General features: G+C 58.3%; 24 protein-coding genes. 12 read left to right on the forward strand and 12 right to left on the reverse strand.

The genetic code is table 11. From position 1 onward, the window contains the following. Window positions 1-6 precede the first annotated feature (6 nt). Complete coding sequence (locus CR155_RS12280) at window positions 7-618, reverse strand: DUF4286 family protein (RefSeq protein ID WP_102070317.1); 612 nt, start codon at window positions 616-618, stop codon at window positions 7-9. A 21-nt stretch (window positions 619-639) separates the two neighbouring features. Continuing rightward, the gene (locus CR155_RS12285; RefSeq protein ID WP_102070318.1) at window positions 640-1530 is read right to left on the reverse strand and encodes an amidohydrolase family protein; all 891 of its coding nucleotides are present in this window, start codon (window positions 1528-1530) and stop codon (window positions 640-642) included. Between the two features lie 106 nt (window positions 1531-1636). On the opposite strand from CR155_RS12285, the gene CR155_RS12290 reads away from it, so the two are divergent. Next, complete coding sequence (locus CR155_RS12290; RefSeq protein ID WP_102070439.1) at window positions 1637-2536, forward strand: LysR family transcriptional regulator; 900 nt, start codon at window positions 1637-1639, stop codon at window positions 2534-2536. A gap of 15 nt (window positions 2537-2551) precedes the next feature. On the opposite strand, the gene CR155_RS12295 is transcribed toward CR155_RS12290, so the two are convergent. Continuing rightward, window positions 2552-3271, reverse strand: coding sequence for a pseudouridine synthase (locus CR155_RS12295; RefSeq protein ID WP_102070319.1), 720 nt, complete (start codon window positions 3269-3271; stop codon window positions 2552-2554). Window positions 3272-3290: 19 nt separating this feature from the next. Then, window positions 3291-3773 (reverse strand): nucleoside deaminase, encoded by a 483-nt coding sequence (locus CR155_RS12300; protein WP_102070320.1) that lies wholly within the window; start codon window positions 3771-3773, stop codon window positions 3291-3293. A gap of 177 nt (window positions 3774-3950) precedes the next feature. Here CR155_RS12300 and CR155_RS12305 point away from each other — a divergent pair, with 177 nt between their 5' ends. The 6 genes from CR155_RS12305 (at window position 3951) to CR155_RS12330 (ending at window position 9618) form a co-directional block, all read left to right on the forward strand. Next, the gene (locus tag CR155_RS12305) at window positions 3951-4979 is read left to right on the forward strand and encodes a LacI family DNA-binding transcriptional regulator (protein ID WP_102070321.1); all 1029 of its coding nucleotides are present in this window, start codon (window positions 3951-3953) and stop codon (window positions 4977-4979) included. 62 nt (window positions 4980-5041) lie between these two features. After that, complete coding sequence (locus CR155_RS12310) at window positions 5042-6055, forward strand: ABC transporter substrate-binding protein (RefSeq protein ID WP_102070440.1); 1014 nt, start codon at window positions 5042-5044, stop codon at window positions 6053-6055. A 26-nt stretch (window positions 6056-6081) separates the two neighbouring features. Further along, window positions 6082-6909 carry an ABC transporter permease gene (locus tag CR155_RS12315; RefSeq protein ID WP_102070322.1) on the forward strand — a complete coding sequence of 276 codons (828 nt, stop codon included), beginning with the start codon at window positions 6082-6084 and terminating at the stop codon, window positions 6907-6909. Window positions 6910-6918: 9 nt separating this feature from the next. Continuing rightward, window positions 6919-7722, forward strand: a complete 804-nt coding sequence (locus CR155_RS12320) for an ABC transporter permease (protein WP_233214224.1) — start codon at window positions 6919-6921, stop codon at window positions 7720-7722. Window positions 7723-7735: 13 nt separating this feature from the next. Then, window positions 7736-8791 (forward strand): ABC transporter ATP-binding protein, encoded by a 1056-nt coding sequence (locus CR155_RS12325; protein ID WP_102070323.1) that lies wholly within the window; start codon window positions 7736-7738, stop codon window positions 8789-8791. A 2-nt stretch (window positions 8792-8793) separates the two neighbouring features. After that, complete coding sequence (locus tag CR155_RS12330; RefSeq protein ID WP_102070324.1) at window positions 8794-9618, forward strand: phosphodiesterase; 825 nt, start codon at window positions 8794-8796, stop codon at window positions 9616-9618. A 40-nt stretch (window positions 9619-9658) separates the two neighbouring features. Here CR155_RS12330 and sodC read toward each other — a convergent pair whose 3' ends face one another. After that, window positions 9659-10186, reverse strand: a complete 528-nt coding sequence (gene sodC, locus CR155_RS12335; RefSeq protein ID WP_102070325.1) for a superoxide dismutase family protein — start codon at window positions 10184-10186, stop codon at window positions 9659-9661. A 159-nt stretch (window positions 10187-10345) separates the two neighbouring features. Between sodC and CR155_RS12340 the strand changes: the two genes are divergently transcribed. Beyond that, window positions 10346-11605 carry an MFS transporter gene (locus tag CR155_RS12340; protein ID WP_102070326.1) on the forward strand — a complete coding sequence of 420 codons (1260 nt, stop codon included), beginning with the start codon at window positions 10346-10348 and terminating at the stop codon, window positions 11603-11605. Here CR155_RS12340 and CR155_RS12345 read toward each other — a convergent pair. Continuing rightward, on the reverse strand, window positions 11587-12588 hold the full coding sequence (locus CR155_RS12345; protein ID WP_102070327.1) for an AraC family transcriptional regulator: 1002 nt from the start codon (window positions 12586-12588) through the stop codon (window positions 11587-11589). The two genes, CR155_RS12340 and CR155_RS12345, sit on opposite strands and share 19 nt — an antisense overlap. 186 nt (window positions 12589-12774) lie before the next feature. Between CR155_RS12345 and CR155_RS12350 the strand changes: the two genes are divergently transcribed. Continuing rightward, window positions 12775-14115 (forward strand): tetratricopeptide repeat protein, encoded by a 1341-nt coding sequence (locus CR155_RS12350; protein WP_102070328.1) that lies wholly within the window; start codon window positions 12775-12777, stop codon window positions 14113-14115. An 86-nt stretch (window positions 14116-14201) separates the two neighbouring features. Here the strand turns inward: CR155_RS12350 and CR155_RS12355 are convergent, their stop codons facing one another. Continuing rightward, window positions 14202-14330 carry an entericidin A/B family lipoprotein gene (locus CR155_RS12355; protein WP_102070329.1) on the reverse strand — a complete coding sequence of 43 codons (129 nt, stop codon included), beginning with the start codon at window positions 14328-14330 and terminating at the stop codon, window positions 14202-14204. A 227-nt stretch (window positions 14331-14557) separates the two neighbouring features. Here CR155_RS12355 and CR155_RS12360 point away from each other — a divergent pair, with 227 nt between their 5' ends. Continuing rightward, a complete protein-coding gene (locus tag CR155_RS12360; RefSeq protein WP_102070330.1) occupies window positions 14558-15160 on the forward strand; it encodes a transglycosylase SLT domain-containing protein in 603 nt (200 codons plus the stop codon). Here CR155_RS12360 and CR155_RS12365 read toward each other — a convergent pair. Both CR155_RS12365 and CR155_RS12370 read right to left on the reverse strand, forming a co-directional pair. Next, window positions 15128-15985, reverse strand: coding sequence for a class I SAM-dependent methyltransferase (locus CR155_RS12365; RefSeq protein ID WP_102070442.1), 858 nt, complete (start codon window positions 15983-15985; stop codon window positions 15128-15130). The genes CR155_RS12360 and CR155_RS12365 overlap by 33 nt on opposite strands. Window positions 15986-16086: 101 nt before the next feature. After that, complete coding sequence (locus CR155_RS12370; RefSeq protein ID WP_102070331.1) at window positions 16087-16488, reverse strand: hypothetical protein; 402 nt, start codon at window positions 16486-16488, stop codon at window positions 16087-16089. A 194-nt stretch (window positions 16489-16682) separates the two neighbouring features. On the opposite strand from CR155_RS12370, the gene CR155_RS12375 reads away from it, so the two are divergent. Then, on the forward strand, window positions 16683-17861 hold the full coding sequence (locus CR155_RS12375; protein ID WP_102070332.1) for an MFS transporter: 1179 nt from the start codon (window positions 16683-16685) through the stop codon (window positions 17859-17861). A gap of 22 nt (window positions 17862-17883) precedes the next feature. Here the strand turns inward: CR155_RS12375 and CR155_RS12380 are convergent, their stop codons facing one another. The 3 genes from CR155_RS12380 to CR155_RS12390 form a co-directional block, all read right to left on the reverse strand. Further along, the gene (locus CR155_RS12380) at window positions 17884-18243 is read right to left on the reverse strand and encodes a translation initiation factor Sui1 (protein WP_102070333.1); all 360 of its coding nucleotides are present in this window, start codon (window positions 18241-18243) and stop codon (window positions 17884-17886) included. Further along, window positions 18240-18440 (reverse strand): hypothetical protein, encoded by a 201-nt coding sequence (locus CR155_RS12385; protein ID WP_102070334.1) that lies wholly within the window; start codon window positions 18438-18440, stop codon window positions 18240-18242. The genes CR155_RS12380 and CR155_RS12385 overlap by 4 nt, the downstream gene beginning before the upstream one ends. A gap of 102 nt (window positions 18441-18542) precedes the next feature. Continuing rightward, window positions 18543-19412 carry a DMT family transporter gene (locus CR155_RS12390; protein ID WP_102070335.1) on the reverse strand — a complete coding sequence of 290 codons (870 nt, stop codon included), beginning with the start codon at window positions 19410-19412 and terminating at the stop codon, window positions 18543-18545. Between the two features lie 104 nt (window positions 19413-19516). Here CR155_RS12390 and CR155_RS12395 point away from each other — a divergent pair, with 104 nt between their 5' ends. Continuing rightward, window positions 19517-20932, forward strand: a complete 1416-nt coding sequence (locus tag CR155_RS12395; RefSeq protein ID WP_102070336.1) for an aminotransferase-like domain-containing protein — start codon at window positions 19517-19519, stop codon at window positions 20930-20932. Window positions 20933-20953 lie beyond the last annotated feature (21 nt).

Below are 20953 nucleotides of genomic sequence, written 5' to 3' on the forward strand. Positions count from 1 at the left end.
TTCCGATTAGAACGAACCCGATGCTTTCTTGAACATGGTTCTTTTGGTGTTGATGAAATTGGGGCGTACCCGGGAGCTCCACTCGGTGCCACGGACCGTCAGCCAGGGCTCGGAACCAAAGGTTTCCCTGGTCTCCAGGTCGTAGGCGGCGAAATACTTTGGCGTGGCCTCGTCGCTGACGTAGCGTGTTGCCCGTATGGTTCCCGGTACTGCAGCCAAGCCTGGCAGATGCTCGCTGGAATACCAGTCATTGAAATCGTCTTCGGCAGCAGGCAGAACGTCGGTTTCGACCACATAGTGCCAGGCGACGGGTTTGCCGACGGAATGACCAGCCACGTCCAGCGTCTTTTCCATCCAAAGGACTTCGACCATGGGATGACCTGGGACAAGTGCTTCATGCAAGGCTTGGCATAGTCCTTGAAGTCCCTTCATTTCAGAGCCTTCCTCGCCAGCCAAGGGAATTTGCAAGTACACATAGGACTCAGCACTGTCGACGCCGTGATAGACCGCCATTGCGTCCTCCCGGACCTCAAAGAAATTGGCCGTCTCCCCGAGCTCGCTGAGAATTTGCGACGCGTCCAATTCCTCACCCGGGAACTTCATCAAAATGATTTTCATGATATCCACTCCTTAGTTTTTTTAACCCCGGCCCAAGCCGTTGCTGGCGTCAAATCGATACAGGGCCTGGGGGTTGGCCACCAATATCTGAGCTTGCATGGCGGGATCCGGACAGAGCTCGGTAAAAATATTCAGGACCTCTCCGTCATCTGGCATTTCGCCCCGCACATTGGGGTGCGGCCAATCAGTGCCCCACAGCACGCGATCGGCCATCGTATCGATCAGGGCTGCAACGAAAGGTTGCGCGTCGATAAACGGCCTTTTCCCGGAGCTCGATATGCGATCGATTCCAGAGATTTTTACCCATGCATTGGGCTGATTCTTCAGATCGAGCACTGCCCTGAATGCATCACTATCAATACCGTCTTGTGCGGCAACCCGGCCCATGTGATCCAGCACAAAGGGTAGGTCCAATTTTTTGAGCAGGGGAAGCACGCCCGGCAACGAGCCCTTGTCGGTATGTATACATAGATGCCAGCCAAAGGGGGCAACCAGCGCGGCAATACGTTCTACATCCTGCCAGCCGGCATTACCCAGGTGAGCGACAAAATTGAACCGTGCCGCTCGCACGCCGCAACGATCGAGGTGAGCAATCTGCCCCGCGGTGACGTCGGGCGCCAGTAAAGCCACACCACGGTACTGGCCCGCGCCCTTCTCCAGGGCGTCCAGCACTGCCGACATATCGAAGCCATGGCACCCTGCCTGCACGATGACCGCACGCGAGATTCCCAGCTTGCGGTGCAAGGCCCGCAGCTTTTCGAACGGCGCATCAGGGGGCGTATAGGGCGCCTCGTCGGCAAAGGGAAATAGGGCCGCGGGGCCAAAAATATGGCAATGGCTATCGCATACACCAGGTGGCAGCGAGCGAACCGGTGCCGTGATGTTATCCAGGGGTGGCGCACAATCGGACATGAAAACCTCGTTTTTTTCTAGATGGCTCCATCATGCGTACCACAGAGGTTTGATGCAATACCGGTATATGGACTTCAGCTATAGAAAAAACGTATATCATGCCGGGATGGACCTAAAGCAAATCCATTACTTCATCATTGTTTCTGAGCAAGGCAGCTTCTCGAGCGCCGTCGATATACTGGGCGTGTCGCAACCGTCTTTGAGCCGCCAGGTCCAGTTGCTGGAAGCCGAGCTCAAACAGCACCTACTGATGCGCACGGGACGCGGAGTTGTTCCCACTGAAGCAGGCCTGCGTTTCCTTGAGCATGCCAAAGCGATTCACAAGCTGGCTACGAATGCCAGGCACGATATGCAAAGCTTCCGGCTAGTGGAGCAGGGAAAGGTGCGGCTAGGCATGCCGCCACGCATTGCGCGTCGCTTGACGCCACACCTGGTGCAAAAATTCAGGACCATGTTTCCCCACGGCTCCATTACGATTGCCGAAGGACTCAGTACCGAGATGAGGGAATGGCTGATCAAGGACCGGGTCGATCTGGCATTGCTCTATGAGCCGCCGCCATCGGCCTTGATGATCTGTGAATCGATTTTTCGTGAAGAACTGGTATTGGCCTACACGCCGGCATGTCGGCCAACACCTCCGTCGACCGTCAAGGTGACCGAACTGGACCACTATCCTCTTGTGTTGCCCAGTGCCCCGAACACCATACGCGCGCTGGTGGACAGCACCTGTACCGATTTGAATGTTCGGCTGAACATCGTGGCGGAAGTCGATGTCGTGCAGACCATCGTGGAAACAACGTCATACGGAAACATGTTCACCATTATCCCGCGGTCTGCGATCAGCGATGTGCCGGGCCAGGCCGAACTGGCCTATTCCGCCATTACCGACCCGCCCATCAAGAACAATCTGACCTTGGCGTTGCCGGCGAACAGGTCGCACTCGACCCTGGTTGGCGCGACGGCCGATATCATTCGTGGTCTTGATATCGCCCATTACCTAGCGTGAGGGCAGTAGATTTGATCAGGCCGCCGCGTCGCTGTCGCCGGTCTGTGCCAGGCTTGTCACCTCGTCGGGTTTAAGGTATCGGGATTCCCCTGGTTGCAGGTCGGCGTCAAGGGCGACCGGGCCGATTCGTTCACGATGCAATGCAAGTACATGGTTGCCCAGGGATGCGAACATGCGCCTGACTTGATGGTATTTGCCTTCCTGGATCGTGAGGCGCGCGCAGCGTTCATCGACGCGCACGAGCACGGCAGGCAGCGTAGGCTTGTCCTCGCCCTCCAGCAGAATTCCGGTCGTGAACAAATCCTCGGCATTGTCGGGTAGCGGTTCGGCCAGCGTGGCGAGATAGACTTTGTCGCAACGGTGGCGCGGAGAAATGATGCGATGCGTCCACTGGCCGTCATCCGTAATCAGGATGAGTCCCGTGGTGTCCACATCAAGGCGGCCGACGGTATGCAAGCGTTCTCGTTTATCCACGTCGAGCAAGTGCATGACCGGAGGATGTTGGCTATTGCGTATGCTGCATTCGTAGCCGGCGGGCTTGTTCAGCATGATGTAGCGCAGCCCGATGGGGACTAGCGTTTCATCCATCCACCGCACGTCATCGCCATCCCGCACCACATGCGTGCCCTTCTTCATTACGGCGCCATTGACGGTGACGCGACCGCTGGCGAGCGCGCCGCGGGCTTGCGAGCGTGTCAGATCGGTGCTTTCACACAGGTACTTGTCCAGGCGCATTCAAAGTCCACGCAAAAGGTCAGTATGGTACGCGGTCAGGCTTATTCTGGTACTTTTTCCAGACTTCAACGGCTTCGTCGCGCATAATCTGCACGCTTGGGATGGCGCGCTGCGCCAATGGCTTCTTGATTTCCTCGTAGATTAGGCTGTCATCGAAATCGCCATATTCGAAAGCATCTTCGTTGGTCGATGCGTAGAAGATGTTCTTGATTCCGGCCCAATAGGCAGCCGCCATGCACATCGGGCATGGCTCTGCACTGGTATAAAGCGTGGCATCGCGCAGTTTGAAGCTGTTAGTGGCCTTGCAGGCATTGCGGATGGCCTCCATTTCACCGTGCCAGGTCGGATCGTTTTCGGCCACCACCCGATTTGCGCCCTCGCCGATGATGCTGCCATCTTGCACGATGACCGCGCCGAAGGCACCGCCGGCGCTGTCGATGAGCGATGTCCGCTCCGAGAGCTCAATGGCGCGTGCCATGAATTGCTTGTCGTCTTCCGTCATAAACTTCCTTGGTCTTCAGCCACGTCAGCATACAAGCAATAATGCAGCCCGGCAATTATGGCAGCGCGACTGTGCGTGGAGCAAAGAGGCCAACGGCACCGCTGTCGTGTCATCGTCATGTCATGTAGCGTCACTACTATGAAAACGTTTTCCAGAAATCGATTTCATAGGGCCAGGATGGAAAAGAACAGTGCAGGCGTCGATCCGGTTTCCATATTGGAAATTGCCCGGCGTGCGAACGTTTCTCCCGCCACGGTCTCACGGGTTTTCAACCGCCCCGAGAAGGTCAGCGGGGCAACGCGGGAACACGTACGAGCCATTTGCAGCGAACTGGGATATCGCCCCAACGCCTCGGCCAGGACTTTGCGCACGCAGCGCAGCCGGGTGTTGGGCGTCATTCTGCCGACCCTGGTCAATCCCGTATTCGCCGAGTGCCTGCAAGGTATCGCCCAGGCCACGGCGGCCCTGGGCTACTCGATCATGCCAGCCACGACCGACTACCGTGTTGAGATGGAACAAGAGGCGGTTGCGACCCTGCAGTCTTTCGGCGTCGACGGCATGATACTAGTCGTATCGGACGCCGAGACATCCCTCGCACTGCAAATGCTGGTCCAACGCCATAGCCCATATGCATTGGTCTACAACCGACATCCCCATCATCCCACAGTGTCGGTGGCTGGAGACACGGCGATGTGCGACATCGTCCATGAATTGGTGCAGTTTGGGCACCGGCGGATTGCAATGGTGTGTGGCCAGCTCGATGCGTCGGATCGCGCCCAGCAGAGGCTTGCCGGCTTCATTCACGGCATGCACAAGGCAGGCTTGGCGCCACACCCTCTGATTGAAGTGCCTTTCATCGAGAAGGCTATCGAAGATGTGGCGAAGGTGTTGCGGGCACCGTCTCGTCCGACAGCTTTGGTCTGCTCCAACGACTTGATTGCCATCCGTGCCCTGCGGGCGGCGCACGAGTGCGGGCTTAACGTCCCCGGTGATTTGAGCATCACTGGCTTTGACGGCATAAGGCTGGGCCAGGACTTGACGCCCATTCTAAGCACCATCGTGCAGCCCAACCATGAAATGGGACGCCGTAGCGTCGGGTTGCTGCTGCACGCCCTGCACGAAGGGCGCCAACCAAGAGCGTCAGAAAGCATCACCCTTCCCTACCATTTTTTCAGGGGCGAATCATGCGCGCAGGCCCCATTTTGATTGCTGCGCCACATCATAACTACGCCACACCACGTCCCCGTCATCGTTTCATGGAGATCAAGATGTCCATTCTTTTTAATAGATTCGTCCGCGCCAGCCTGTTTGCCCTTGGGCTCGCCGCTGCTGGCACTGTGTCGGCCCAGACAGCCATCTGCTACAACTGCCCTACGGAGTGGGCTGACTGGGGTACCCAGCTCAAGGCCATCCAACAGCACACCGGCGTCACCATTCCTGCCGATAATAAAAACTCGGGACAGTCCCTCGCTCAGCTGGTAGCGGAAAAAGGCAACCCTGTCGCCGACATCACCTACATGGGCATTTCCTTCGCCATCCAGGCCCAGGAAAAAGGCGTCGTAGCACCCTACAAGCCAGCACATTGGGAAGACATTCCATCCGATTTAAAAGACCCTGACGGCCACTGGTTCACCACGCATTCCGGCACGATGGGGTTCATGGTAAACGTCGACGCGCTGGAAGGTAAGCCTGTGCCGCGCACCTGGGCGGACTTGCTCAAGCCTGAGTACAAGGGCCTGGTCGCCTATCTGGACCCCTCTTCCGCCTTTGTCGGTTACGTAGGTGCCGTGGCCGCCAACCAGGCAATGGGCGGCACACTGGACAATTTCACGCCCGGTATCGAGTATTTCAAAAAGCTCCAGGCGAACTCGCCCATCGTGCCAAAGCAGACTTCCTACGCGCGTCTGCTTTCCGGCGAAATCGGAATCTTGCTGGACTATGATTTCAATGCCTACCGCGCCAAGTACAAGGACAAGGCCAACGTGGAATTCGTGATACCTGGCGAAGGTACAGTGGCCGTGCCTTATGTAATGAGCCTGGTGGCCAATGCACCGCATGCCGATAACGGTCGCAAAGCCCTGGATTTTGTCATGTCTGACGCAGGCCAGGCCATATGGGCGCGAGCATTCCTGCGCCCCGTCCGGTCGGAAGCAATGCCCAAGGATGTGGAAGCCCTTTTCCTGCCTGCATCGGAATACGAACGCGTCAAAGCAGTGAATTACAGCAAGATGGCTGCGGTTCAGCGGAATTTCGCCGATCGCTATCTGAAAGACGTCCGCTAAGCCTTCAGTAAACAGGATACCGAGCCATGTCGCGCCTATCGCCACCTTTTGATCGACGCCGCGCTGTCCTTGCCGGATGCGCAGCGCCAGCCGCGGCGTTTTTCGTGGCGTTCTGGCTGCTGCCGGTCGCGCGACTGATCGCGCTGCCGGCAGGGCAAGGATGGGCCACTTACTTCCTGGTCCTCACCGATGCTCGCTATCTGCAGAGCATGGTCAATACGCTAGTGCTGTCGCTAGCCGTTACCGTGGTCACGCTGGCAGTGGGCGCAACGGTCGGTATCTACCTGGCACGCCGCCGTTTCCCCGGCCGTCAGGCCTTGCTGTCGATACTGACTGCGCCGCTGGCTTTTCCCGGAGTCATTATCGGTTTCTTCATCATTCTTCTGGGTGGACGCCAGGGATGGATAGCACAGCTATCCAGCGCCGCTGGTATGGGCCGCGTCGCATTCGCCTACGGCCTTCTAGGCTTGTTTCTTGCCTACCTGTATTTTTCCTTGCCCCGGGCCATCGCGTCGTACACCGCCGCGGCCGGCGCCATGGACGCGCAGCTTGAAGAAGCGGCCCGAGTGCTGGGCGCATCCCGCTGGGCGATAACGCGCGATGTCTGGATACCGCAGGTGGCACCCACGACGATCGCCTGCGGCGCCATTGTTTTTGCCACTGCCATGGGTGCGTTTGGCACCGCGTTCACCTTGGCCAGCAAGTTTGAGGTGATTCCCATCACCATCTATAACGAATTCACCAACTACGCCAATTTCGCAGTGGCCGCATCGCTTTCCATTGCCCTGGGGCTTGTGACCTGGCTCGTGCTGTTCATTGCACGAGTCGCTGGAACCAGCGCGCCAACTACGTAAGAGCAGACCATGACAAGGCTTGATCCTGGCAGCCGCGCGCCGCTCATGTTTACGATGACACTGGCCGTGACGCTATTCATGGCGGTTCCCATCGCCATGTCCGTCATGGCCGGTCTCGTCGAGAATTACAGTGTGGGGCTGGCCAGCGGCCTGACACTGCGCTGGCTTGGTGAAGTCTGGGCGGTCTACGGCGGCACGGTTTTCGCCTCGATCGTCGTGGCACTCGCCTGTGTCGCATGCACCCTGGTTCTAGGCGTGCCGTGTGCCTATGCGCTAGCCCGCAGCCGCTCTCGCTGGGCCAGGGCTTTTGAAGAGCTCCTGACACTGCCGGTGGCCGTTCCCGGGCTGGCCACGGCGCTGGCCCTGATCCTCACTTATGGGCATGTCAGCCTGCTGCGGCAGAGCTTTGGATTCATCCTTATTGGGCATATTGTGTTTACGCTGCCGTTCATGGTGCGCACGGTGTCCTCGGCCTTCCAGCGTCACGAACTGCTCGCCCTTGAAGAGGCCGCCCGTACGCTGGGAGCCTCGTTCACGCAACGGTTCCTCGGCGTACTCGTGCCGGCCGTGTTCCCTGCCATCGTTGCAGGCACCTTGATGGTGTTCACCCTGTCTATCGGCGAGTTCAACCTGACCTGGATGCTGCATACGCCGCTGACCCGCACCTTACCGGTGGGACTGGCGGATAGTTACGCATCCATGCGCATCGAGGTCGGATCAGCCTATACGCTCATTTTTCTACTCGTTATCTTACCGATACTGTGGCTGCTTCAAGCGGTATCCACCGTCATCCAGAAGCGCTACGCCAACTGACAAGCATCTATTCATGACACCCGAACGTATCCCCATCCAGGTTATTGAGTGCGCGAAGACCTTTCCCGATGGCACCCGGGCCTTGCTGCCCGCCAATCTGGACATCGAAGCAGGTGAAGTCCTTGCACTGCTTGGCCCCTCCGGCTGCGGCAAGACAACCTTGTTGCGGCTCATCGCCGGCCTTGAGACAGCAGACGCCGGAAGTCGCATTCTGTTCGCAAGTCAGGACGTCACTGCCCAACCCGCCGAGAAACGCGGAGTGGGTATGGTTTTCCAGAGCTATGCACTCTTTCCGCAGATGACCGTCGAGGCAAATATCGGCTATGGCCTCAAGATCCGTGGCGTCCCCGTAGCGGAAAGGCGCAAAATTGTTGGTGAACTGATCGACCTCGTACGCCTGAGCGGTCTGGAGAAGAAACGGGCTCCAGAATTGTCGGGGGGACAGCGTCAGCGCGTTGCGCTAGCGCGCGCCGTTGCCGTTCGCCCTCGGGTCCTGTTGCTGGATGAGCCGCTTGCCGCGCTAGATGCCAAGCTCAAGGAGTCACTACGCGACGAGCTGGCCGAACTGCTGCGCCGCTTGGGCATCACCGCCGTCCATGTTACGCACGACCAGCAGGAGGCGCTCGCGATCGCGGACCGGCTGGCCGTCATGCATGCCGGCGCGATCGTTCAAGTGGGTGACGGTGAGTCACTTTATCGGAACCCGGCTCATCCGTTCGTCGCTCAATTCCTTGGACGGGTGAACCGCATCTCCCGAGACGCGGCACAGCGCGATCGAGGTGTGGTTCGCATAGGCGGACACGATATAGAATGCCCAGACCACTTGAAGCCTCAACAGGACTTGCTCATCCGTCCCGAAGACATCCAGGTCGGACAACCGGCATCGGATACGGCGCATGCGCGCGTCCTGCGGCGCACCTTTCTAGGTGATCGCGTGCAACTGCAACTGGGAACCGAAGGGCAAGCGCCAATCATGGCGGAGCTGCCCGGAAACACACTGTTTCGGGTGGGCGAGACCGTAGGAATATGCATTGACCCCTCCCGTTTTCTTGCCGCCCAAGAGGCCTGACCATGAGCATTATTGTCCAACTGACTGATCCCCATATCCGGGAACCAAAGCAGCTTGCCTACGGAAGGATAGACACCGCGTCCTATCTGCGTGCCGGAGTCGCGTCAATAAAGGCGCTGCGCCAACGGCCCCATGCCGTGGTCATTACCGGTGATCTCACCGACTTTGGCAGAGCTACCGAATACGCGCATTTCAAGGAACTGCTTTCACCGCTCGACATCCCGGTGTATTTGTTGCCCGGCAATCACGATGACAGGCAAACTCTGCGCGACAGTTTTCCGGAGCACACGTATCTGGGACAAGGCCCATTCATTCAGTATGCCGTAGACATCGGGCCGGTACGAGTGATCGCCATCGATACCTGCATTGCTGGAGAAAGCGGTGGATCGCTGTGCACAGAACGACTTGACTGGCTGGACGCCATGCTGCAAGAATGCCAGGACCGCCCGGTGATAATCGCCATGCACCACCCTCCTTTTCGTACGCTAATCGGGCACATGGACGCCATCGGCCTAAACGCCGGCAGCGACCTACTTGAAGCGATCGTTTCTCAATACAAAAATATTGAACGCATCATCTGCGGCCATCTGCACCGCGCCATCGATGTCAGGTTCGGCGGCACCATCGCTTCAACGTCGCCAGCGCCTGCGCACCAAGTGACACTGGACCTTGACGACGCCGCGGCGTCCACGTGGATGCTTGAACCGCCCAGCTTCCGTGTGCACGCCTGGGACGCCAGGAGCAGACGGCTGGTCACACACCTGGCGCCTATCGGTCAGTTTGAGGGTCCTTATCCTTTCCATGACAACGGTGCACTGATCGATTAGTCGCAGGCGCATGATGACTTGCCCGCGGGCCAACTGGTTCCTACTTGCCTATGACACCACAGGCAACGCGTGATCCCCCGCCTCCCAGAGGCTGAGGATGGTCGGAGTGGTTATCGCCGCCCATATGGACCATCAGCGCGCGATCGGAGACGTCGGACAGTTTTTTCAAGCGGGGAGCCAGGACCGGGTTGACGGCATTGCCATCGCTATCCACAAAAAGCGCCGGCAAGTCGCCCAGATGGCCTTGTCCCCAAGGAAAACCATGCTTCTTCGTTTTCTCGGGGTCGTAATGCCCGCCCGCGGCTCCCGCCGCAACCGGCTTGCCCTTTTGCTCCGCGGGATCGCAACTTGGATTCTCGTGGACATGAAATCCATGGATGCCGCCGCTGAGGCCTTTGATCTGGGGAGTGAAGACCAGCCCATAGGCTGTTTCAGAGATCACGACAGTGCCGACAGACTTGCCGTTCCCTTGTGCATTGACTTCATGCATTTCGACTTTGGTATCGGCCAACGCATAACTCGCCAGGCCAATGGTTGCCGATAGAGCAAAAAGAAGATGAACTCGCATAGGTATCTCCATAATGAATGTGATGCGCCGGCGCGCAGGCTTCTACTAGCACGCCGCATGCCACAGTACAATCACTGAATAATTCAACGAAATGAACGGCTGGTCCGACACTGCGCAATCGCAGAACGCCAGTCAATAACGGCGACATTGGAGAAGACTTTGGCAGCGAACCGTTACGGCGACTGGTATTTTGGGTGGAACATTGTCGCGGCGGCGTCCGTCCTGACCTTGTTGACCGTGGGTATGCGCTTGGGGATAGGGCCGTTTTTCTTGCCCATGGTGGATGACCTGGGCTTCAGCCGCAGCCTGCTCTCCACTATCATCGCCATTGGCATGCTGTGCTACGGCCTGGGCATGCCCGTGGCCGGATACCTGGTTGGCAGGTTGGGGACCCGTCCCGTGCTCCTGCTGGGCAATGCCGTCGTCGTGGCAGCATCAATCTGGACAGTCAATGCACGTGATCCGGTAGGATTCACGCTGGCCTTCGGTGTACTGTTGTCCATCGGCCTGGCCCTGGCGAGTCCGATCACCCTCACCCCCGTGCTGACAAAGTGGTTCGTGCGACGGCGGGGCAAGGCCTTGTTTTTCCTTTCCACAGGTTCGATGGCAGGCATCGCTGTCATGACACCCTTGCTGACCAGCGCCATTCAAGCGGTAGGCTGGCAGGCGACGATTCTGGGGTTCGCAGCGATCTACACCCTTTTCACTGTCCCTCTGGCCCTGTTCGTCATTCGCGACAACGCTCCTATGCATGCCGACCAGACTGCCGAGTACATTGCCTCCAAACCAGCGGGCACACAGCCTGTTCCGGAAAGCCTTACCCTACGCCAGGCCATATATACCGCACCGTTCTGGAAAATCACCCTGGGCCTCTTCGCCTGTGGCTTCAGTATGAATTTATTGGGCACGCACGGCGTTCCCATGCTGATGGACCACGGCTTCGATCCCACCACCAGTTCATTGGGCATCGGACTTATCGGTCTGGTCGCCATCTTCAGCACGCTGATCCTCGGAAACATGTCGGACAAAGTGCCACGCAAGAAGATGCTCTCCACTATTTATTTTGTGCGCGGCCTGGGTTTCTTTGCATTGCTGGTAGTGGGCACGCACTGGGAGCTCTATATCGCTGCATCCATTGGTGGCATCGTCTGGGCGGGCAGCATAGCCATGTCGTCCGCCCTCCTGGCCGATATCTATGGCGTACGCCTGGTGGGCGTGTTGTATGGTTGTTCCTACCTTGGCCATCAGGTCGGCGCCATGGTCAGTTCCTGGCTGGGCGGATGGGGCTACGAAAGGTTCGGAACGCATTGGGTCGCATTCGGCAGTGCCGGCGTGCTTCTGCTGATCGCCTCTGCCATTGCGCTGCGTCTGCCGTCGCGCGATTTCACCCTCATGGCCCCTCAGGCGCTGCGGGCCTGATTGGCAGGCGACGAACTTTCAGGCCGATGAGTCATTGCACCCCGACGCCATGCCGAAGGCGGCGATCCATACTCGCGCCGAAAAGCGCGATTAAAAGCCGCCTCCGACTCGTATCCCACTTCATACGCGATCCGGCATATCGGATCCGATGTCTCGAGCAAGCGCAGCGAGGCCTTGTCCAGCCGTTGGCGAGCCAGGTACCGCATCGGCGGTTCGCCCACCGCACGGACGAAACGCTCGGCAAATGATGACCGGGACAATCCTATTTCATTGGCGAGCTCTTCGGTGGTCCAATGCCGGCACATTTGATGATGCAATAGCCGTAGTGCGCGGCCGATCAACACATCTCGCATGCCCGCGACCATCGGTGCGCAGTCGCCGGGACGCAAGGCCAGGTACTGTCGGATCGCCACAAATAGCAGAAGCTCCGCCAGCCTGACGAGCAAGACGCCAGAATCGGCCGGCCCTTTGGCCGATTCCTGTACCGCGAACCTGAGTGAACTCTCTGTCCAGGCGGCCACGGTCCAATCCGCCGGGCCTACAATCAACAGGTCCGGCAGCATTGCAACCGTCGCGGCACCCGGAGTATCGGTTCCCAGGAAGCCGCACAACATATGCGTGACTTCACCTCCTCCGCCATACTCGATATGCGCCGGTCCTGCCCCGGTTCCCGGCTGGACAAGGTGATCCGCATGGACCGGCACTACATTCAACGCACTGGCAAGAAAGTGGGGAGGGTTGCGTGGCAGGATTGCGATTCCGCCAGCACTGACCGTAGCCGGCGGCTGCCCGGCCAGCGCAATCACGCAGTCGCCGAGGGCAACGTAGTGGTACGCGATGATGTGCTGCGGAACCGGCATGAATGGGCGACAGTCTTCAGGTGTTACCTGCGCGGCGACGCACCAGGGCGCCGAAAACTCGGCATCGAGAAAGATGCCACCAGTAAGACGCGTTCCGCGCAAAGTATTGAAAACGGTGCTCATCGCAAATCGCCCGCGGCATTCCTGGCGGCATGGTCAATAAAACCGGCGCTTCGCGCATGGTTTTGCGTGCATCGGTCTCGTAAGCTGTTTCCGCCCATCTGCACAAAGAGATGGCAAACCTTCAATGACACTATGCGCGCATCGGATTGGTAAGTCCATGCGCATCGATGAGGAAGAGAGAAACCAATGATTACAGATCAACAAGGCAATCGGCTTTCCGGCGCCACCGCGCAGGCGGCAGAGCATTACAACGAGGCACAGGTATCCTTCGCGCTCTATCGAGGAGACCCACTGGCCATGGTCGATCGTGCTATTGAGACGGCGCCCAATTTCGCGATGGCACATATCCTGAAAGCCTACATGCTGGGGGTGGCCACCGAGCCTGCCGCCAACGAATATGCGAAGGAAATAGTGGACAAATTGTCCAGCATGCGACTGGACGATCGCGAGGCATCACACACTCATGCGCTGGAGCTCATGCTGGATGGAGGTTGGACGGCCGCGGCGCAGGCCCTCGATATGCACAACGTCAATTATCCATTGGACATGGTGGCCGTGCATGCGGGTCACCTTCTGGATTTCTATCGTGGCTGTGCGCGGGATTTGCGCGACCGTGTGGCCCGGGTGCTGCCTGCCTGGTCACCCGACATACCCGGCTACTCCCTGCTGCTGGGCATGTACGCATTCGGACTCGAGGAGGCCGCAGACTACACCAAAGCAGAGGAAAAGGGACGCCGCGCCATTGAGCTGCAGCCCCTGGATTCCTGGGCTCATCATGCCGTCGCGCACGTTATGGAAATGCAGGGGCGAACGCAAGAGGGACTGGACTGGATGACCATACGCAAGCCCTATTGGGCTGACGACGATAATTTTTTCAAGGTCCATAACTGGTGGCACCATGCTGTCTACCTGCTGGACCTCGGCCGCGGCCATGAAGCACTCGCGCTCTATGATTCGCGGATCCGCGTCAATCAAAGCCAAATAGCCCTTGAACTGGTGGATGCATCAGCCATGCTGTGGCGCCTGCATCTTGCGGGCGTCGATGTGGGGGAACGATGGTCGGAAGTGGCAAACTGCTGGGAGCCGCATGCCGATGGAAATTCATATCCCTTTAACGATTGGCACGCGGTAATGGCCTACCTGGGCGCCGGCCGCGACAACGACATCGAATGTAACCTCCTGGAACTGCGAAGAAAAGGAAGCGAAGATTCCGAGATCGCGCAATGGGCACGCCTGACGGCCATTCCGTTGATTGAAGGCTTCACAGCCTTCTGGCGTCAGGATTACCAGACTGCTGCCGAGAAGCTGCACGGTGCCCGCTTCATCGTCGACCGCTTCGGCGGAAGTCACGCGCAGCGAGACATCATAGACCTGACCCTGATGGAAGCGGCAATACGTGGCGGGTATTCGAATCTGGCCACGGGACTGACCAATGAACGACTCGCTTTGAAACCTTCCAGCCATGCCAACGCCAATTTTCTGAAACGTATCCATCATCTCAACAAAGGTAGTAGCAAGGCTGCCTGAATAAAAAAGCCCCAAGTGCTGGACCGCTGATCCAATTCTTGGGAATGCATCAGCAGCCAGCCACTAGGGCTGGGTTCTGCCAGGACCTATCGGGCCTGCTGCTGGATCTTCTCGCCACCGCGCTCGATATCTTCGCCGGCTCCTTCCATTGTGTTGCAACCTGCCGTGAATGCCGCAAAAGCAAGGACTATAGGCAACCAGACTATCTTCTTCATATGAATCTCCTGTTGAGTAACGATGCGGCGGGGTCGATAACTTGACTTGACCCACGCTTCAGGGTTACACAGCAAGTGTCGTGCCCGCGGACAACGCAACGTGCGCTCAGACCGAATGGATTACTATATCGGCCGCGACATCGCCTCATCAGAAAATAGCGGCACCTCCGCTACCAGGACATGACCTTATCCGGGGCATGCCCTATTCAAGCTAAGGCAGGAATCCCATGCGAGGAATTGTTTATCTACTGCCCCTATTTTGGCTGACGGGCTGCGCCACTGCGCCACCCTCCGACCCTGAGAACCTGTGTGCCATATTCCGCGAAAAACCTGAGTGGCATAAGGCCGCCTTGAAGATGCGCGACAAATGGGGTGTACCGCCCCAGATTCCCATGGCGATGATGTACCAGGAATCCAGCTTTCGCGAAGATGCCCTGCCGCCCCGTGATTTTCTACTCGGATTCATTCCATGGGGACGCGTAAGTTCGGCCTATGGCTATGCACAGGCCAAGGATGAAACATGGGACGACTATCGGCAGGAGGCAGGTAGCTGGCTTGCAAGCAGGGACGATTTCGACGATGCGATGGACTTCATGGGCTGGTACATTAGCAAAACACAGCGCCTGAATGGTGTTTCAAAATGGGACGCCTACGGACAGTACCTGAATTACCACGAAGGCTGGACTGGCTACCGCAATCGAAGCCACGATGGAAAACCGTGGCTCAAGCGGGTGTCGACCCTGGTGAACCAACGCGCCGAACGCTTCGGCGCTCAATACAAGCGCTGCGAAGGCGACTTAAACCGTGGCGGTCTGTTCGGCTGGTTCTGAGGGCACAAAAAATCGGTCGCGCATTTCTTCCAATCCCAACAACTTGAGCAGACTCTCGAGCCGCTCAGTCGCCTTGCGTCGAGGCAAGTTCTTGTAGGTGGCGATGATCAACTCGTTTTTCATTGAATGCTCCCAGCCTACCAATTCGGTCACGGTAACCTGATAACCATGGGCTTCGAGCTGCAGGCTGCGCAATACATTAGTGGCCTGGCTGCCGAACTCGCGCGTATGCAGAGGATGACGCCAAATTTCCGCCAGAGCGCCGGCGCCCAGCGACATGGCCTTCTTGCGGCGCAGCACACCGGCCACTTCAGCCTGGCAACACGGAACCACCACGATGTATTTGGCCTGCTTGTGCAAGGCGAACCGTATGGCATCATCGGTTGCGGTATTGCATGCATGCAGCGCCGTAACGATATCGACGCGAGGCGGAATAAGGTTTGAGGAAATTGAGTCGGCGACGGAAAGATTCAGAAACGACATGCCCGTAAATCCCAGACGCTGCGCCAGGTCGGTGGCGCTCTTGACGAGTTCTTCACGGGTTTCAATGCCGTAAAGGTGGGAGCGGTCGTTCAGCTGCTTGAAGAACAGGTCGTATAGGATGAAACCAAGGTAGGATTTTCCCGAACCGTGGTCAACCAGCGTGATGCCGTCGCGGCCTTGTTTCAAGTCCGTCAGCAACGGCTCGATGAACTGGAACAAATGATAAACCTGCTTGAGCTTGCGCCGGCTGTCCTGGTTCATCTTGCCGTCGCGCGTAAGGATATGCAGTGCCTTGAGCAGTTCGATGGATTGTTCGGGACGGATTTCGTGAGCGGTGGGCATGGGTTGCGACAAGGTGGAGTCTCTCTGATGAGTACGTGCCAGTTTACTCATTATCCGAACTCATTGGTCCGAGTTTCACCGTAACACAGGGGCCTGGCTGCTCAGGCGCCGCTGTCTGCGGCGGGCGGTGTGGCAGCCACGAGCCGATTTGCGCAGAGTTCCGCTGCGCCACTGATGGGCTTTTCCATGTTGGCGAATGTTACCCAGCCACCTTCTTCAATAAAGCTGTCTTGTTTCCAGGAATCCGTTTCTTTTAGGGCGGCCAGCTTGGCATGGGCATCGGGGGCGGCAAGAAACCGGTTGGAACAGATATTGGCGGCCAGTGTAGCGACCGCTAATTCGGTGGAGGCCTCAGTCCGCTCCGCTGCCGTTCCGCTGGTCATCCAGCCGCCGGCGGTAAAGCCTACGATCATGGTCAAGCCCGCGGCACCGACCGCGGACCACAACCACAGCGTCTTGGAGGGTTTGTAATCGCTCCAGTTCTTCATCATTTCGTTGGACATAGTCTTCTCCTTGTGTTGGCCCGGCATACAACATCTATGCGGTTTATTTATATCCAGTAACAGATATATGTCTAAATTGTACCTATCCAAGTCAAAATAACTAGGGTTTGTTACGGTTCTGGGGCTCACGATTACCCTGTCAGGGATAACCACGTAAGATTGCATCCTATTAAAGCAATCGGGACACCACACGGATGGTCGACGTCACATCGCAACAAGGGCAAGCCACACATAGCAGTTTTTTTCTTGTGGCCTGTGCCGGCTTCGCCAGCATGGTCGGCATGCGAATTTGTGACGCCCTGTTGCCGGACCTGGCCGAATCGTTTCAGGTGTCCACCGGCGTGGCGGCGGGATCGATTTCGCTTTTCGTTATTGCCTATGGGGCACTGCAACTGGTGTACGGGCCACTGGGTGACCGCTACGGCAAACAACGCATCATTAGTTTCGCTGTCGCTGCCTCCGCGTTGTTGAATCTGGCCCTGGTTTTCGCGCCTTCCATGTCGGCTATCGTAGTCCTGCGCGGCCTGGCCGGCGCGGCAACGGCGGGGATTATCCCATTGAGCATGGCATACATCGGCGATTCGGTGCCTTACGCCGAGCGACAAGGCGTGTTGGCGAAGTTCATGTCGGCCACCATCCTGGGCATGATCTCCGGACAATGGGCGGGCGGGATATTCGCCGACCTGCTGAACTGGCAAGCCGCATTCGGTGTCCTGGCGCTGCTTTTCGGCGCGGTGGCCTTCATGCTATTGCGCACACTTCCTCCCGTCGAACCCGTCAATCCCGACAGGAAGAGTTTTCTCAGGCAGATGGGCAACGTGCTTGCGATCCCGTGGGCGCGCCGCATCTTGCTGATCGCCCTGATCGAGGGCGGTTTTGTATTCAGCGCCCTGGTCTTCATACCCACTTATCTTCATGACCGCTTCGCGCTGTCGCTGACAGCTGCTGGGGCCATCGTCGCCCTGTATGGGGCCGGAGGCCTCGCGTACACTTTCTTCGCGCGCCGACTGCTCGCACGATTTGGCGAGCGCGGGCTTGCATTGATAGGCGGCTCGCTGATGGGTACTGGTTTCGCCATGCTGGCCTTTGGCCCGCACTGGGCGTGGGCGATACCGTCTTGCCTGATATCCGGCCTGGGCTTCTATATGATGCATAACACACTGCAGGCCAATGCCACGCAGATGGCGCCAGCCACGCGCGGCACTGCCGTATCGCTGTTTGCCTGCAGTCTGTTCCTGGGTCAGTCGCTGGGCATCAGCGCCATCTCCTTGATGATCGACGAGTATGGCGTGGGTGCAGCATTCATCGCCAGCATGATCGCCTTGCCGCTGTTGGGATTCTGGTTTGCCAGCAGCATTTCACATCGTCCGTGACAGGCACTGTTACCAGCCAAACTTAACGGCCACCCGAACGCTTTACCACCCAGCGTGCAGACAGTTTTTGTTCAATCAAATCGCGATGATCGCCCTGGATCTCGATGAGGCCATCTTTCGCCGTGCCCCCTGAGCCGCAAGTTGTTTTCAGTTGCTTGGCCAGCGCGGTCAACTCGAGCGCATTCAGGGGAATGCCTTTGATGACGGTAACCCCCTTGCCGCGCCGACCTTTCGTTTCGAGCGAAATACGCACAACACCGTCGGAGACTGGAATGGCGCCCTGCATCCGGCAAGAGCATTGCGCCACGGGCTTCGAACACGCTGGACATATCCGTCCTTCCTCGGTGGAATAGACCAGGGCACCGGCTTGCCGCGCACTCAATTCAATGCTTCCTTGGCTGCCTCTTCGGGTGTCAGACCGTTATAGAACATATCCGTGAACCACTCTGCCTGTTCTTCGATATGATCCTGCGCTTCGCGCAAACTGGCGCCGGCGGCAACCAGATGCCCTTCCACTTCAATACACCATTCGATCAGCGCGATCTCATCCGGATCGGGCGCGCCCTTTGTTTTCTTCATGTCGATTCCTTCCTGTAACCCCATGCCATGACTATGCCAGCGCCCTGCAACCGGAGGCGCGTTGGGGACATAGGCATATTACAGAATATACCGCGTGATTCGCTAGCGCGAGGTCGCCACATGGCGCGCGCCAACAACACATGTAGCCGCAACGGCCATGACCACGACCATCGACCACTTGAACGGTTCATCCAGCAATGTGACGGCAAGCAGAAGCCCGAAAAATGGCTGCAGCAATTGCAATTGTCCGACGGCTGCGATCCCGCCCATGGACAGGCCCCGATACCAGAACATGAAACCGATCAGCATGCTGAACAACGACACATAAGCCAGGCCGATCCAGGCCGGCATTTGCACTGCGGCGAGGGAGGCCGGCCAGATATTCATGATTGCAAGCAGCGTCAAGGGTAAAGGCAAAACCAGAGCCCAGCATATGACTTGCCATCCTCCCATCCGGCGCGACAGCATAGCGCCTTCGGCATAGCCCAGCCCGCAAACCAGTATGGCGCCGATCATCAGCAGGGAGCCCACCACGGAACCTGTTCCCGCGTCGTCGAACGCAAATATCGCGACGACAAGACTGCCCGTGCCCGCAAACAACCAGAATATGGCACGCGGACGCTCCTTCCCCCGCAGGACGCCGAAAATACCCGTCGCTAGGGGTAGCAACCCGATAAACACCATGGACTGGGCCGCTGTAATATGCTGCAGCGCGAGAGCCGTCAACAATGGAAACCCCGCGACCACCCCGACGGCCACAACAGCGAGCGAAAGCAGGTCAGCCCTGGCCGGCCGTTTTTGCCGCAAGATTACGAGGAGCGTCAGTGCCAGCACGCCCGCAATCGCGGCGCGCGCAACGGTGAGGAACACCGGATCGAACCCAGCCACTGCCACCCGTGTGGCCGGCAGCGAACCGCTGAATATCAACATCCCGACAAAACCATTGATCCAACCGTGTGTCACTTTCGTCATTGCTGCGCTCCGAGAAGAAGACAGTGTCGAAGTATTTCCTTCCATTAGCCAGAGACAGTTCAGTACAATATTCAAAAACTGTATTGGTCAAAAAGGCGGTACACATGGATACGATTTCAAAGGGGCATCCCGGCGGCACGCGCGTCGCGCACGTAATGGATTCGATACGCCAGCGCATCGCCGCACGCCAACTCGTACCCGGCGCAAGGCTGCCGTCAATACGCGGCTACGCTGCGGCGACACAAGTATCCAAGTCCACAGTCGTCGATGCCTACGACCGCCTGGCCGCCGAAGGCGTCATCCGTTCGCGGCCGGGCGCGGGATTTTACGTAGCCGGCCATCTCGCACCGCTCGCTCTGGCTGAAATCGAGCCCCGGCTTGAACGCAGCGTCGACCCACTCTGGGTGTCGCGCCAGTCGCTCGAGGCCAGCGACGCCATCCTGAAACCGGGCTGTGGCTGGCTGCCGTCTTCATGGTTACCTCAAGAGGCCTTGCAGCGGGCGCTGGGCACGGTGGCGCGTGCCGGCGACGCGACGCTTGCAGAGTATGCATCGCCGCTGGGTTCGGCCGCGTTGCGCCAGCTGCTGGCGCGGCGGATCGCCCAGCGCGGGATCAGTGCCTCCGCCGACCAGATTCTCATTACCGACTCCGGCACACACGCCATTGACCTGCTCTGTCGGTTTCTTATCGAACCTAATGATGTCGTGCTGGTCGATGACCCCTGCTATTTCAATTTCCAGGCCTTGCTGCGCGCGCATAGAGCAAGGATTATCAGTGTTCCCTACACAGCCCATGGACCCGACGTCAACCTCTTTGCCAAGGCATTGGCAGAACACCACCCACGTCTCTACATTACGAATTCCGGCGTGCACAATCCCACAGGCGCAACCCTGACCCCGGTCATTGCGCACCGGTTGCTCAAGCTTATCGAGGCGCACGACGTGCACGTCATTGAAGATGACATATTCGCCGATTTCGAACATGAACCGGCGGCGAGGCTGGCAAGTTTTGACGGCTTGAACCGGGTGGTCCAGATTGGAAGCTTTTCGAAGACCTTGTCAGCCTCGATCCGCTGCGGCTATATCGTCGCGCGGCCAGACTGGATCGAGGGGCTGGTAGACCTGCGTATTGCCACGGCCTTTTCGGGATCCCGCGTGGCGCAGGAAGTCGTCCTGGCGATACTGAAGGACGGCAGCTATCGCCGGCATATCGACACGTTGCGCGCACGGCTGTCCAATGCCATGCAGGAAACGACAGATCGACTCGCAACGACAGGCATCACGCCATGGCTGCCGTCGGCGATGCCGCCGGCCGGCATGTTCCTGTGGTGCCGGCTGCCTTCAGGACTGGACGCTACGGCCCTGGCAGGCCAAGCCTTGTTGCAAGGCATCATCCTGGCACCGGGCAATGTGTTCAGCCCATCGCAGTCGGCTGGTGAATTCATGCGATTCAACGTGACTCAAATGAGCGACCCCAACATTTTTCGGATGCTGGCTCAAGCCACACGTGGCGTCCGCTAGGCATACGGACAAACCCTGCCG

This window comes from Pollutimonas nitritireducens (assembly GCF_002849615.1).
GTDB classification, from domain to species: domain Bacteria; phylum Pseudomonadota; class Gammaproteobacteria; order Burkholderiales; family Burkholderiaceae_B; genus Pollutimonas; species Pollutimonas nitritireducens.